Source organism: Microbacterium album (assembly GCF_014643695.1).
GTDB classification, from domain to species: domain Bacteria; phylum Actinomycetota; class Actinomycetes; order Actinomycetales; family Microbacteriaceae; genus Microbacterium; species Microbacterium album.
In genome coordinates this window covers 354,557-368,257 of the sequence record NZ_BMJY01000001.1, presented here as the reverse complement: position 1 = coordinate 368,257, position 13,701 = coordinate 354,557, and the positions used below count along the sequence as shown (strand labels likewise).

Sequence of the window (13,701 nt, the reverse complement as noted above, 5' to 3'; positions counted from 1 at the left end):
CCTCCTCAGGCCGACGCGGGCGTCGACGGCATCTTGAGGGGGATGAGATCGCGCGGGGGCATGGGCGCCCCGCCCCGCACCACGACGATCGAGCGGAACAGGTCCTCGATCTGCTCGGCCGCCGCGGGATCGCTCGTCGCCGCGCCGCCGATCACGCCGCGCAGGAACCAGCGGGGTCCGTCGACGCCCACGAACCGGGCGAGGCGCTTCTGGCCCTCGTCCCCCGCGACCGGCACCTCCGCCAGGAGTTCGGCGCCCAGCGGCCCCTCGCGCTCCTCGACGCGACCGCCCTGCTGGCGGACCTGATCCCGGATCTGGGCGCGGGTCTCATCCCACAGGCCGGTGGAGCGCGACGCGGCGAAGGGCTGCACCTGCAGGGTGGACCCGGCGTAGTCCAGTCCCACGGCGACGATGCGCTTGGTCTGCTCCTCGACCTCCAGCCGGAGGTTCAGGCCGTCCCGCGGCAGCACCTTGATGCCGCCCAGGTCGATGTACGGGCGTACGGGATTCGCCTCGGCGTCGTCGAAGGGCCCGGACGTCGCCCGGTCGGCCGGGGCGGACTTGCGCGCCGGCTCGAGCTCGTCGCCGCGTGAATTCGACTCGGTCACTTCGATTCCTCACTCGATCCGGTCGCCGACGGCGACCCGTCTGTCCGGGACCCGTCGCCGGTGTAGCCGGTGGAGCCGAACCCGCCGGCGCCGCGCACGCTGTCGGGCAGCTCCTCGACCGCGACGAACCGTGCCCGCGGCACGGGCATCACGATCAACTGGGCGATCCTGTCGCCCACCGCGATGTCGTACGCCGCGCGACGGTCGGTGTTCAGCAACGCCACCTTGATCTCGCCGCGATAACCGGCGTCGATCGTCCCCGGCGCGTTCACGACCGTGATGCCGTGCTTGGCGGCGAGCCCACTGCGCGGAACCACGAACGCCGCGAAGCCCTCCGGCAGCGCGATGCGCACCCCCGTGCCCACGAGCGCCCGCTCACCGGGCTCCAGCCGCACGGCCTCCGCCGCCACCAGATCCGCCCCCGCGTCCCCCGGGTGCGCGTAAGCAGGCAGCGCCGGGGCGATAATGGGGACGTCCACGGTTTCGGTCACTCCACGAGGGTAATGCAGAACACGATGCAATCGACGGACGGGCAATCCACGGCCGGGCAATCCACGGGCGCCCGGTCCGCGACGCGAGGCGCGCCCGCGTCGCGCGTGTACCGCGAGCGCCTCTCCCCCTCGCTGTGGATCCTGGGCTCCGCCGCCATCGTGGCCCCGATGGCGGCGCTCGTGTTCGTGCGCGTCGATCCCGCCCTGTCCCTCGCGATCGGGCTGGCCGTCGCGGTCGTCGTGATCGCGGCGCTCATGCTCTCGTCCCCGGTCGTCGAGGTCGCCGACGGGGAGCTTCGCGCCGGCCGGGCGCACATCGACGTCACGCTCCTGGGCGAGCCGGTGCCGCTCACGGACGACGAGGCGCACGCCGCGCGCGGCCCGCGGCTGGACTCGCAGGGATGGCACCTGATACGCGGAGGGATCGGCGGGATCGTCGTCCTTCCGAACGTCGATCCCGCCGATCCCGTGAGGTCGTGGACGCTGTCGTCACGCACCCCCGACCGTCTCGCGGCGGCGGTGCGTCACGCCCAGCGGCTCAGGCTGCGCAGTCGCGGCAGATAGGCCCCGACGGGCCCTCGTGGTCGATCTGGGAGCGGTGCTTCACCAGGAAGCAGTCCATGCACGTGAACTCGTCCTCCTGCGGCGGGAGCACCACGACGTCGAGCTCGACGTTCGAGAGGTCGGCGCCGGGCAGGTCGAAGCTCGAGGGGTTGTCGGCATCCTCCACGTCCACCGACCCCGAGAGGTTGTCGGGCACACGCGCCTTGAGAGCCTCGATCGACTCGTTGCCGTCGTCCTCGGTCTTGCGTGGGGCGTCGTAGTCGGTTGCCATGTGAGTGGGTCACGCTTCTTTCGTACGGGGGTGGTGCGTCCGCGCCGGGCGGCGGGCGGCGATAGTTTGCATGACCGGTGAACGTTTAGCAAATGCACCCGGTCTGCTGCCGTCCAAACTCGCGGCACGCCCGCGGTATTCCCGGGGATCCGACCGCCGCGTGAAACCATGTGTGCGTCGTGAACGCCAGCGGCACCAGGGAGCCAGAGGAGCATGGGCATGGATCAGCTCACCATCGTCGGAACCGAGGACGGCCGTCTCGTCCTGGCGACCGAGTCGGGTCAGCGCTTCACGCTCGCCGTCGACGACGTCCTCCGCTCCGAGATCCGGCGCGCCCGCCGGGATGACACCCCCGCCGAGAACCGTCCGCCACTGCCGAGCCCGCGGGAGATCCAGGCACACATCCGCTCGGGCCTCTCGGCCGAAGAGGTCGCGCAGCTGCTCGGCGCGCGGATCGAGGACATCCGGCGCTTCGAGGGCCCGGTGATCGCCGAACGCGAGCACATCGTCGCGCAGGCGCTGGCCGTGCCCGTGCTCATGGGAGTCGAGCTCGGCCAGGACGAGAACCCCACCTTCGGGGTCGCCATCCGCGCCAAGCTCGCCGACCTCGGCGCGAGAGGCGAACGCTGGACGAGCTGGAAAGAGTCGTCGGGCTGGATCGTCAAGCTCGAGTTCACCGCGAACGACGTCGACCACGACGCGCGCTGGAGCTTCGAGCCGCGACGCGGCGCGCTCTCGCCGCTCAACGGCGATGCCACCCAGCTCTCCCGCCAGGGCCCCATGCCGGAGGGGCTGATCCCCCGGCTGCGCGCCCTCGACACGGTCGCCCCCACGGAGCCGACACCCGCCGAGGAGGACCGCTTCGACCCCGCGGCGTTCGGGCCCCGGCGCCTGCCCGAGCCCGAGCCGGCGCCCGATTCGTCCCCGGTCGCGCGCGAGCGCGCCACCAACCGGGCGCCCGGCGCCGAGGTCGCCAACCCCGACACCGCGGACCTGCTGGAGGCTCTGCGTCGTCGCCGCGGTCAGCGCGAGGCACCCCCGACCGCCGAGCCGGGCGGGTCCGGCTCGGACACGCCCGCACCCGCGACGCCGGTCGCGCCCGTCACGCTGTTCGACGCCGTCGAACGCTCGGCGAGTCGGCAGACATCCGCCGAAGGCCAGGCCGAACGCCACGCCGATGAGCGTCCCGCCGGGCATGCCGCGTCCGATCACCCCGCGGGGGGATCCGCCGAGGCGCGCGAGCACGAGGAGTCGCCGCGGCGCCGAGGCCGGACGTCCATGCCCTCGTGGGACGAGATCGTCTTCGGCGCCCGCAGCGACGACTGAGCCACGGCGTCAGCCGACGGCGTACGCTCCCAGCCGCAGATAGGGCACGATCGTCTCCTCGGGCGTCGTCGAGCCGTGCTGACCGATCATGTCCTGCGCGTGCTTGTCCTCGAGACGATCGTCGTAGAACGCCCACGTCCCGCGCGCGGCCACGATCACGTCGCCGATGCGGGCCCGCACGTCCGCGTGCACGTCGCCGAAGAGCCCGTCGGCGATCGCCTGCTCGCGCGTCGACACGTCGGCGGCCCGCCCGGACTCGGCGGACCACACCCGCGCCGCGGCCCGCGCGTCGACGCCGGGGGCGAGGTAGACGTGCAGCAGCCTCGGCTCGCCGCCCAGGTGAGCGACGCCGTCGAGGCGCGGATCCCCGTCGGCCAGCAGCACGTGCCGGTGCCGCGGGACGTCCACCATGCCGTGGTCGGCGGTGACGAGCACACCCACGTCGCCGTGGGGCTCCACGCCGAACGCCGCGTCCACGTCCTCGAGCGCCGCGAGCCACTCCTCCGACGCGATGCCGTACCGGTGGCCCGCCTTGTCCACCTCGGGCAAGTAGCAGTACACGAGCGACCCCGGCTCGCGCGCCGCCAGGTCGTACGCCAGCCGCACGCGCATCCGCGTGTCGTCGGCGGGCACGTACTCGGCGCCGCGCAGGATCGCCGCCGTGAAGCCGCTGCGGGCGTACTCGGCGAGCCCGACGGCGAACGTGCGCCGCCCATGCGCCGCGGCGCGCTCGAAGACCGTGGGCATGCGCTGCCACGTCGCCGGATCGAGCCCGTCCCGCTCGTAGCCGTTGAGCTGATTCGCCAGGCGCCCCTGCGCGGGATCGAGCGTGCGATAGCCCACGAGACCGTGCTCGCCCGGCGCGACGCCCGTGAGGGTCGACGTGAGCGCCGCGGCCGTCGTCGAGGGGAAGACGGTGCGTGCCACGTCCTTCTTGCCCATCAGCGCCGCGAGTCGCCGGGCGTGACCCGCGTGCCCCCGCAACTGGAGCGCGCCCAGCCCGTCGATGACGATCAGCACGGCCGAGCGCGCCGCGGGAAGCTCAGCGGCGTCGCCGCCGAGCGAGGACAGGAGGTCGGCCGCAACTCCGGTGAGGCTCCGGGCCGCACGCGGACCCGTCGGTACGATGGAGGGCATCCGGGCAAGTCTCGCACAGTGCGCTTCGCCCGCATCGGCGTCCCGCCCGAGAGACGCAATCGAGTCGAAAGAGCAGTATGGCGCGCACCCGTTCCGCATCCCCGAATCCCCCCGGCCCCCCGGTCGAGGAGCGCATCGAGGACATCGACCTCGAGACGGAGATGCAGGGGTCGTACCTCGAGTACGCCTACTCCGTGATCTACTCGCGCGCGCTGCCCGACGCGCGCGACGGGCTCAAGCCGGTGCAGCGCCGCATCCTGTACCAGATGGCCGAGATGGGCCTGCGCCCCGACCGCGGCCACGTCAAGAGCGCGCGCGTCGTCGGCGAGGTCATGGGAAAGCTCCACCCCCACGGTGACTCGGCGATCTACGACGCCCTGGTGCGCCTCGCCCAGGACTGGGCGCTGCGCGTCCCGCTCATCGACGGGCACGGCAACTTCGGCTCCCTCGACGACGGTCCGGCCGCCGCGCGTTACACGGAGGCGCGGCTCGCGGCGCCGGCCCTGTCCCTCACGGAGAACCTCGACGAGGACGTCGTCGACTTCGTGCCCAACTACGACGGCCAGTTCCAGCAGCCGGCCGTGCTGCCGGCCGCGTACCCGAACCTGCTCGTCAACGGGGCCAGCGGCATCGCCGTGGGCATGGCCACGAACATGGCGCCGCACAACCTGAGCGAGGTCATCGCGGCGGCCACGCATCTCCTCGAGCATCCCGAGGCCACCACCGCCGAGCTCATGGAGTTCGTGCCCGGTCCCGACTTCCCCTCCGGCGGCATCCTGCTGGGCCTGGACGGCGTCCGAGACGCGTACGAGACCGGCCGAGGCGCGTTCAAGCTGCGCGCCAAGGCGTCGATCGAGCCGGTCGCGCCGCGCCGCACCGGGATCGTCATCACGGAGCTGCCCTACATGGTCGGCCCCGAACGGGTCATCGAGAAACTCAAGGACGCCGTGCAGTCCAAGCGGCTGCAGGGCATCAGCGACGTGGTGGATCTGACCGATCGTCACAACGGCCTGCGGCTCGTCATCGGCATCAAGACGGGCTTCGACCCCGAGGCGGTCCTGGAGCTGCTGTACAAGCTCACCCCGCTCGAGGACTCGTTCAACATCAACAACGTCGCACTCGTCGACGGACAGCCCCGCACGCTCGGCCTCAAGGAGCTGCTGCGCGTGTACATCGACCACCGCCTGGACGTGGTTACCCGCCGCTCGCGCCACCGGCTCGCGCGTCGCCGTGAGCGCCTGCACCTCGTCGCGGGTCTGCTGATCGCGATCCTCGACGTCGACGAGGTGATCCAGGTGATCCGCTCGTCCGAGACCTCCGAGGAGGCGCGCACCCGCCTGTGCACGGTCTTCGACCTCGACGATGTGCAGGCCGAGTACATCCTCGAGCTGCGGCTGCGCCGCCTCACCAAGTTCTCGCGCATCGAGCTGGAGCAGGAGCGCGACGCCCTGCTCGCCGAGATCGCGCGGCTCGAGGAACTGCTCGGCTCGGACGCCCTGCTGCGCCAGCAGGTGGCGCGCGAGCTCGAGCAGACGGCCGACAAGTACAGCACGCCGCGCCGGACGCTGCTGATGAACGCCAAGCCCGCGGCTCCCCGGGCGAAGAAGGGCGCACCCGACCTGCAGATCGCCGACGCGCCGACGGTCGTGGCGCTGTCGACGACGGGACGCGCGGTGCGGATCGAGGTTCCCGAGGGGCAGCGACTGGCGGCTCCGGCGCGGCGCAGCAAGCACGACGCGATCCTCGCGACGGTCGAGGCCACCGTGCGGGGCGAGATCGGCGCCGTGACCTCGCGCGGGCGCCTGGTGCGGTTCAGCCCCGTCGACCTGCCCTCCGTGCCGGCCAACTCCGTTCAGCTGGGGGCGGGGGCGAAGCTGCACGACTACCTCGGGCTGACGGATCGCTCCGAGCGCGTGGTCGCGCTCATGCGCCTCGACGACGACACCCCCCTCGCGCTCGGAACGGCGCAGGGAGTCGTCAAGAGGATCGTTCCCGCGGCCCTGCCACCCAAGACCGAGCTCGAGATCATCGGGTTGAAGCCGTCCGACACGGTCGTAGGGGCCGCGCGGGCCGGCGAGGACGCGGAGCTCGTGTTCGTCACGTCCGATGCGCAGCTGCTGCGGTTCGCCGCCTCCGCGGTGCGTCCCCAGGGCGCGCCCGCGGGAGGCATGGCCGGCATCAAGCTCGGCGCAGACGCCTCCGTCGTCTTCTTCGGGGCCGCCACGGGCGACGAGAACGTCGTCGTCACCGTCTCGGGGGCATCCGGGACGATCCCCGGGGCCGACGCCGGCCGCGCGAAGATCACCGACTTCTCCGAGTTCCCGGCGAAGGGACGCGCCACCGGCGGCGTGCGCGCGCACGCGTTCCTGAAGGGCGAGGACCGGCTCACGCTCGCCTGGGTCGGGCCGGATCCGGCGCGCGCCGTGGACCCGACCGGCGCGGTCCGGAAGCTGCCCGAGACCCTCGCCCGCCGCGACGCCTCGGGGCAGCCTCTCGAGGCCGTGGTCGGCTCGATCGGGCGCACACTCGTCTGACGGGCATCGCCGGCCGGGTCGACTCCGGCTGAGACGGGACGACGCGCGCTACGGGTGGATCAGGCGCTTGAGCACGAGCCGCTCGGCGAGCGTCCAGGTCGTCGTCGTCGCGAGGTAGACCGCGGCGGCGAGCGGGACGAACGCCGCGACGACCGCGGTGACGAACGGCAGCAGGGTCATCGCGCGGAACACGCCCGACAGGTCGGGACCATCCCCGGCAGGGGCCGGCGGCACGATCGGCAGCAGCCGGCGCGAGAGCTGCGCCACCACCGCGATGACGATCATGAGCGCGCCGAAGACCGCTCCCGAGCCGATCGTGACGGTGCCCGTCACGAGCTGCGACGCGAGGGCGTCTCCCAGCCCCACACCGAGCAGGTCGTGCGCCAGCAGGTCGTTCGGGGCGTCGCCGATCGCGGGGTGCGCGAAGATGCCGTACACGGCGAGCAGCACGGGGGCCTGGGCGAGCACCGGCAGGCAGCCCTGCAGCGGCGACGCCTTCTCCTGCGCATACAGCTCCATGAGCCGGCGCTGCAGTTCCTCGGGCCGCTTGGCGTAGCGTCGCCGCAGCTCCGCGATCTTGGGCGCGAGCCGCTCTCTCGTCACGGCTGCGCGGGCCTGGGAGACGCCGACGGGGATCAGCGCGACGCGGACGAGCAGCGTCAGGATGACCACGGCGAGGGCGGAGGCTGCGCCGCCCGCGACCGGCTCGAGCAGGTCGCCGAGAGCCGTGACGACCCAGGAGGCGGCGGACAACAGCACCTGGACGGGCGCGAATTCGTAGATGTTCACGGGTTCCTTCACGTCGAGACGAGCGCCGTCGTGAAGGTCGGAGTCGTCGGCACGCGACGCTCCGCCCCCGCGCGAACGGCGCGAGATCATCCGGATCGCGTCGCCGTGAACGGGCGCGCGGGCGACGGCCGGAGCGACGTCCGGCGGTCGGAGGAGAGCGCGACGATCAGGCGGCGACGCGGAACCGCGACGGCGCGCGGGAACGCACGGCGCCGGGGATCCCGGGGCTCTCCGCCAGGCGGAGCACCACGGCCGGGATGACCGCCGAGCGACGCCGCGGCACGGGCGGGCGCGGCGCGACCATGCGCAGCAGCTCGCTCGCCAGGGAGCGCGTCGACGTCGGCAGCCAGGCCGCGCCGAGCGAGAGGATCGCCGCCGCGGCCAGCGCGGACGGCTCGGGCCCCGTCAGCAGGTAGGTGCCGGCGATGATGCCGAGCGGCGCGAGGACGGACAGCAGTGTGAACACGCTCGACCTCCTCCGCTCGGTGACTCGAGTCTACGACGCGGAGAGGCCCGCGACGCGGGTCACGCGTCGATGGCCTCCCGCGAGAGCCGGTCCGCCGACTCGACGATGAACTCGCGGCGGGGGGCGACCTCGTTGCCCATCAGCATCTCGAACACGCGCCCGGCGGCCTCGGCGTCCTCGAGCCGAACGCGGCGCAGGAGGCGCCCCTCGCGCGCCATGGTGGTCTCGGCGAGCTGGTCGGCGTCCATCTCCCCGAGGCCCTTGTACCGCTGGATCGGCTCCTGCCACCGGCGTCCGGCCTTGCGCAGCCGCGACAGCAGCCGGTGCAGCTCGGCTTCACTGTACGTGTAGATGGTCTCGTTGGGCTTCGAGCCGGGGTGGATGACGACCACACGGTGCAACGGGGGCACGGCCGAGAACACGCGCCCGGCCTCCACGAGCGGACGCATGTACCGGTAGAACAGCGTCAGCAGCAGGGTCCGGATGTGCGCGCCGTCGACGTCGGCGTCGCTCATCATGATCACCTTGCCGTAGCGCGCGGCGTCGAGATCGAACGTCCGCCCGGACCCGGCACCCACGACCTGGATGATGGACGCGCACTCGGCGTTCGACAGCATGTCGCTGATCGAGGCCTTCTGCACGTTGAGGATCTTGCCGCGGATCGGCAGGAGCGCCTGGTACTCGCTGTTGCGCGCGTGCTTCGCCGTGCCGAGCGCCGAGTCGCCCTCGACGATGAACAGCTCCGACTGGGCGACGTCCTGCGTGCGGCAGTCGACCAGCTTGACGGGCAACGACGAGCTCTCGAGGGCGTTCTTGCGACGCTGCGTCTCCTTGTGCGCGCGCGCCGACACGCGCGCCTTCATCTCGGCGACGACCTTGTCCAGCAGCATCGACGTCTGGTTCTTGTCGTCGCGCTTGGTCGACGCGAAGCGGGCCTTGAGCTGCTCCCGCACGACTTTGGCCACGATCGCGCGCACGGCGGGTGTGCCGAGCACTTCCTTGGTCTGCCCCTCGAACTGCGGCTCGGGAACCGTCACGGTGAGCACAGCGCTGAGTCCCGCGAGCACGTCGTCCTTCTCGAGCTTGTCGTTGCCGACCTTCAGCCGCCGGGCGTTCGCCTCGACCTGGGCCCGCAGCTGCTTGAGCAGCTCCTGCTCGAAGCCCTGCTGGTGGGTGCCGCCCTTGGGCGTGGCGATGATGTTGACGAACGAGCGCACGGCCGTGTCGTAGCCGGTTCCCCATCGCAGCGCGATGTCCACGGCGCACTCGCGCTCCACCTCGGTCGCGCGCATCGATCCGTCCGGCTGGAGGGTCGGGACCGTCTCGGTGAAGGTGCCCGAGCCGGTGAGCCGCCACGTGTCGGTGACCGGGGCATCGGTCGCGAGGAAGTCCACGAACTCCGAGATGCCGCCCTCGTACCGGAAGGACGTCTCGACGGGCTCCCCGTCCGGGAGGCTGCGCTCGTCGCGGATCACGAGCTCGAGGCCCGGCACGAGGAACGCCGTCTGCCGCGCGCGGGTGACGAGGTCGTCGAGCTGGAACGCGGCGTCCTTCGTGAAGATCTGCCTGTCGGCCCAGTAGCGCACGCGCGTGCCGGTGGCCGACTTGGCCGCCTTGCCGACCACGCGCAGCTCGCTCCGCTCGTCGAACGGCGTGAACGGCGCGTCCGGCCGCTTCTCGCCCTCGTCGGCGAACACGCCCGGCTCGCCGCGGTGGAACGACATGGCGTAGGTCTTGCCGCCGCGGTCGACCTCGACGTCGAGCCGCTCCGACAGGGCGTTCACGACCGACGCTCCGACGCCGTGCAGGCCGCCGGAGGCCGCATACGAGCCGCCGCCGAACTTGCCGCCCGCGTGGAGCTTGGTGAAGACGACCTCGACGCCCGTCAGGCCGGTGCGCGGTTCGACGTCGACGGGGATGCCGCGACCCCGGTCGTGCACCTCGACGCTGCCGTCCGCGTGCAGGATGACGTCGATCCGGTCGCCGTTGCCCGCGACGGCCTCGTCGACCGCGTTGTCGATGATCTCCCACAGGCAGTGCATGAGCCCGGGCGAGCCGTTCGATCCGATGTACATTCCCGGCCGCTTGCGGACGGCCTCGAGGCCCTCCAGGACCTGGAGATGATGGGCGGAGTACTCGGCAGTCACGATCCTCGATGCTATCCGCCGCCGGCCGTGCGACCGCGCTGACACTCCCAGCGTCGCGGGGGTGCGCGCGGGCCCGCGCGCAAGCCCTTCCCGCCCGCGTACGCGCAGAGCGAAACGGGGCCCCTCTCGGGCAGGATTGTCAGGGCGTCGTGGTTATATGTGACGACTCCGGCACGTACGCATGGATCGAATGAACGAGGAGGCAGACATGACGACGACCACGACCGAAGCCCCCGCTGTCTCCTACCGCCTCACGGCGATGGACCGCTGCGACTCCTGCGGAGCGCAGGCCTACATCGCCGCCGAGGTCAACGGCAGCGAGCTGCTGTTCTGCGCTCACCACGGCCGCAAGTACGAGGAGAAGCTGCGCGCCGTCGCGACCTCGTGGCACGACGAGACGGCGCGGCTCGACGAGACCGTCTGAGCGCAGCCCGCAGGCTTTCGCGCCCGCCGTGCCTCCCAGGCCGGCGGGCGCGGCGCTTTTCCCTGTGACAGGGTCAGCGGTTCTCGTACGCGCGCGGGATGAGCGGGGACAGCCGCAGGAGCGGCTCCTCCCCCACGGTGTCGATCGCCTCACCGAGGTCGGTGGCCGATCCCTCCCCCGCGGTGCCCGGTCCGAAGATCGTCACCTCGTCCCCGACGGCCGCGCCGGGCCACGACGCGACGACGCATTCGACCGGCCCCACGGCCCGCAGCTCGCGCGCGCCAGCCGGGGTTCCGACATCGATGCGGCCACCGAGGGTCGAGGGCACACCGTCCAGCGCGCCGACCCCGATACGCACGGAATCGGCCCCGACCGCCTCCACGCGCGCCACGAGCGCGGCTGCGGGCGCGATGCCGTCGAGATCGGGCCCGCCTGCCGAGCGCACGCCGTAGCAGAACGCGCCCACGCGGACGACGTCGTAGCGGAACTCCGGGCGCGCCCAGCCCGCGGCGCTCGCGGCGAGGTGCAGGACCTCGGGAGCCAGACCGGCGGAGTGGGCGGCCGCGACCGCGGTGTCGAAGAGCGCGCGCGACACATCGTCCTCCGCGTCGCTCGCCTCGGCGATGTGGCTCCAGATCCCCGCGACGCGCACGCGTCCAGCTGCCTCCAGGGCTGCCGCGCGCTGCACGAAGGCCGGCCACGCCTCGGGCCTGACTCCGTTGCGGTGCAGGCCGGTGTCGATCTTGAGGTGGACGGCGGCCGGCGCGGGTGCGACACGGGCGATGCGCTCGAGATAGTCCGCATCGCCGACGCCGAGCTCGATTCCCGCTGCCAGCGCCGCGGCGATCTCGTCCTCCCCCACGGTCAGCCACGCGAACACCCGCGCGCGCGAGCCCGTGACCGCCGCGGTCCTCACGGCCGTGGGCACGTCGAAGGCTCCGAACCACGTGACGCCGACCGCGAGGGCGGAATCGACCACCGGCTCCAGTCCGTGACCGTACGCGTCGTCCTTCACGACCATCATCAGCTCCGCCGGTCGAAGCCGGTCCTGCACCGCCGTGATGTTCGCGCGCAATCGCGCGAGATCGACCCGCAGCTCGGCGTTCACTCGACGACCTCCCGCCGCACGTGCAGCCCCACGGCGGCGACGAGCTCCGCGGCGCTGAGTCCCGTGGCCGCCGCCCATTCGGCGATCGCGTCGCGGCGCAGCCCCGCGCCGAAGTAGGTGACCGTGGCACCGCGCGACACGTCCGCGTCGCCGAGGTCCACGACGCAGACGTCCATCGCGACACGCCCGACGATGGGGTGCAGGCGGCCGGCGATCTCGACGTCGACCCGGCTGCCGAGCGCGCGCACCACGCCTTCCGCGTACCCGCCGGCCACGAGCGCGACGCGCGTGTCGGCGGGGGCGCGGTGGATGTAGCCGTACGACACGCCCTCCCCCGCGCGCAGTTCCTTGACGGACAGGACGGGCGCCGTCAGCGACAGCACGGGGGTGCCTCCCGAGCCCGGAAACCCGAAGAGGAGCGCCGCGTCCAGGTTGCTTCCCGACGCGTCCGCGCCAGGCGCGGGAGCAAGACCCGCCTCCCGCGCGGCCGCCGCGGACGTCGCATCCACGACCGCGTGCGTGAGCCCGACCGCCGCGGCCGCGCGCGCGACCGCATCGGCGCCGTGTCCCCAGCCGTCGCGGCGCAGATCCACCGCCGTCGTGCCGCGTTCTCGAGCCCGGCGGGCGTTCCGCTCGAGCGCCGTGCGCGACACGCGGGCCAGCGGGGCGCTGGCTCCGTGCGTGCTGAGGGTCGTCGGATCCACCCGATCTAGACTAGGGCGCATTGCATTCCCGGCCGCCCTGTCGGCGCGCCGCCCCGAACCGGAGGTTCCATGCCCGCCAAAGGCCTCGCCATCGGCCCCAAGCTCCGCTACCTCGCGGAGCGGGCCCGTCGCATCGACATCAAGTCGGTGGCCGAGCGCGCTCGGGAGGTGCACGAACAGCACGGCGCCTGGACGCCGCGGGTGTTCGCGGACATGCTGTGGTCGGCCGCGCGCCACGACGTCGCCTTCCAGGACTACGTCGACTACGACTTCGCCATCCTGTCCAAGCAGGAGCGGGCCACGTACATGACGCACCCCGTGTCGATGCAGCTTGCGGCGCGCTACGCCCGCAAGGACAAGCGCGTCCTGTTCGAGAACAAGATCGAGTTCAACCGCGTGTTCTCGCGCTTCCTGAAGCGCGACTGGCTCGTCGTCGAGCCCGGGAACGCCGACGCCGTGCGTGAGTTCGCGCAGCGGCATGGCACGATCATCGCGAAGGTGCCGGTGAGCCACATGGGGCTCGGCGTCCGGCGCTATCACGCGGCCGACGTCACGGACTGGGTGACCTTCCACCGCGGTCTGCTCGAGCGCGACGAGCTGCTGCTGGAGGAGGTCATCCGGCAGCACCCGGACCTCGCCGCGGTCTGTCCGGGCACGGTCAACACGACCCGCATCACCGCGTTCTTCGACGGCAGGGACGTCCACGTCCTCGCGACCGCGCAGAAATTCGGCCGCGGCGCCGTGAGCGACCAGATGTCGTACGGCGGCTTCTACACGATGCTCCACGACGACGGCCGCGCGTTCGGACCCGGTTACGACTCACACGGACACGTGCACGAGAAGCACCCCGACACGGGATTCCGCATCGCCGACTTCCGCCTGCCTCTCGTGGACGAGGTGCGCGCGTTCATCGACGAGGTGGCCCGCGTGGTCCCCGAGGTGCAGTACGTCGGGTGGGACGTCGTCGTGTCCCCCGACGGTCCCGTGCTCGTCGAGGGCAACTGGGGCGCGGGCGTCTACGAGAACAAGCCGAGCGTCACGGGCATCCGCACGGGCCACAAGCCGCGCTACCGCCGCGCGATCGGCTTCTGACCGACGCCTGCCCGGGGACAGGGCCCCGGGCGGGCGGGCG

At 72.4% G+C, this 13,701-nt stretch carries 14 protein-coding genes; 5 read left to right on the top strand and 9 right to left on the bottom strand.

Annotation, left to right across the window (positions count from 1 at the left end; genetic code table 11):
* Positions 1-5: 5 nt before the first annotated feature.
* Both IEX37_RS01870 and dut read right to left on the bottom strand, forming a co-directional pair.
* Positions 6-608 carry a DUF3710 domain-containing protein gene (locus IEX37_RS01870; RefSeq protein ID WP_188754538.1) on the bottom strand — a complete coding sequence of 201 codons (603 nt, stop codon included), beginning with the start codon at positions 606-608 and terminating at the stop codon, positions 6-8.
* Complete coding sequence (gene dut, locus IEX37_RS01865) at positions 605-1,099, bottom strand: dUTP diphosphatase (RefSeq protein WP_188754537.1); 495 nt, start codon at positions 1,097-1,099, stop codon at positions 605-607. Before dut ends, IEX37_RS01870 begins: the two co-directional genes overlap by 4 nt.
* A 12-nt stretch (positions 1,100-1,111) precedes the next feature.
* Here dut and IEX37_RS01860 point away from each other — a divergent pair, with 12 nt between their 5' ends.
* Entirely contained in the window at positions 1,112-1,663 is a 552-nt protein-coding gene (locus IEX37_RS01860) for a DUF3093 domain-containing protein (protein WP_229663004.1), read from the top strand.
* Here the strand turns inward: IEX37_RS01860 and IEX37_RS01855 are convergent.
* Positions 1,638-1,934, bottom strand: a complete 297-nt coding sequence (locus tag IEX37_RS01855; protein ID WP_188754536.1) for a DUF4193 domain-containing protein — start codon at positions 1,932-1,934, stop codon at positions 1,638-1,640. The two genes, IEX37_RS01860 and IEX37_RS01855, sit on opposite strands and share 26 nt — an antisense overlap.
* Positions 1,935-2,153: 219 nt before the next feature.
* Between IEX37_RS01855 and sepH the strand changes: the two genes are divergently transcribed.
* On the top strand, positions 2,154-3,260 hold the full coding sequence (gene sepH / locus IEX37_RS01850) for a septation protein SepH (protein ID WP_188754535.1): 1,107 nt from the start codon (positions 2,154-2,156) through the stop codon (positions 3,258-3,260).
* Between the two features lie 9 nt (positions 3,261-3,269).
* On the opposite strand, the gene IEX37_RS01845 is transcribed toward sepH, so the two are convergent.
* Positions 3,270-4,397 (bottom strand): alkaline phosphatase family protein, encoded by a 1,128-nt coding sequence (locus tag IEX37_RS01845; RefSeq protein WP_188754534.1) that lies wholly within the window; start codon positions 4,395-4,397, stop codon positions 3,270-3,272.
* A 77-nt stretch (positions 4,398-4,474) separates the two neighbouring features.
* On the opposite strand from IEX37_RS01845, the gene IEX37_RS01840 reads away from it, so the two are divergent.
* Entirely contained in the window at positions 4,475-6,931 is a 2,457-nt protein-coding gene (locus IEX37_RS01840) for a DNA gyrase/topoisomerase IV subunit A (protein WP_188754533.1), read from the top strand.
* A 48-nt stretch (positions 6,932-6,979) separates the two neighbouring features.
* On the opposite strand, the gene IEX37_RS01835 is transcribed toward IEX37_RS01840, so the two are convergent.
* From IEX37_RS01835 to IEX37_RS01825, 3 genes are all read right to left on the bottom strand, one after another.
* On the bottom strand, positions 6,980-7,720 hold the full coding sequence (locus tag IEX37_RS01835) for a YidC/Oxa1 family membrane protein insertase (RefSeq protein ID WP_188754532.1): 741 nt from the start codon (positions 7,718-7,720) through the stop codon (positions 6,980-6,982).
* Between the two features lie 166 nt (positions 7,721-7,886).
* Positions 7,887-8,186: a hypothetical protein gene (locus IEX37_RS01830; RefSeq protein ID WP_188754531.1), complete on the bottom strand. Its 300-nt coding sequence runs from the start codon at positions 8,184-8,186 to the stop codon at positions 7,887-7,889.
* Between the two features lie 59 nt (positions 8,187-8,245).
* Positions 8,246-10,333, bottom strand: a complete 2,088-nt coding sequence (locus IEX37_RS01825; RefSeq protein ID WP_188754530.1) for a DNA gyrase/topoisomerase IV subunit B — start codon at positions 10,331-10,333, stop codon at positions 8,246-8,248.
* 208 nt (positions 10,334-10,541) lie between these two features.
* On the opposite strand from IEX37_RS01825, the gene IEX37_RS01820 reads away from it, so the two are divergent.
* A complete protein-coding gene (locus IEX37_RS01820) occupies positions 10,542-10,757 on the top strand; it encodes a DUF7455 domain-containing protein (protein ID WP_188754529.1) in 216 nt (71 codons plus the stop codon).
* Between the two features lie 73 nt (positions 10,758-10,830).
* Here the strand turns inward: IEX37_RS01820 and IEX37_RS01815 are convergent, their stop codons facing one another.
* Together IEX37_RS01815 and IEX37_RS01810 are read right to left on the bottom strand one after the other, a co-directional pair.
* Positions 10,831-11,865, bottom strand: coding sequence for an alanine racemase (locus IEX37_RS01815; RefSeq protein WP_188754528.1), 1,035 nt, complete (start codon positions 11,863-11,865; stop codon positions 10,831-10,833).
* On the bottom strand, positions 11,862-12,569 hold the full coding sequence (locus tag IEX37_RS01810; RefSeq protein ID WP_229663003.1) for an alanine racemase: 708 nt from the start codon (positions 12,567-12,569) through the stop codon (positions 11,862-11,864). The genes IEX37_RS01815 and IEX37_RS01810 overlap by 4 nt, the downstream gene beginning before the upstream one ends.
* Before the next feature lie 69 nt (positions 12,570-12,638).
* On the opposite strand from IEX37_RS01810, the gene IEX37_RS01805 reads away from it, so the two are divergent.
* Positions 12,639-13,661 (top strand): sugar-transfer associated ATP-grasp domain-containing protein, encoded by a 1,023-nt coding sequence (locus IEX37_RS01805; protein ID WP_188754526.1) that lies wholly within the window; start codon positions 12,639-12,641, stop codon positions 13,659-13,661.
* Positions 13,662-13,701 lie beyond the last annotated feature (40 nt).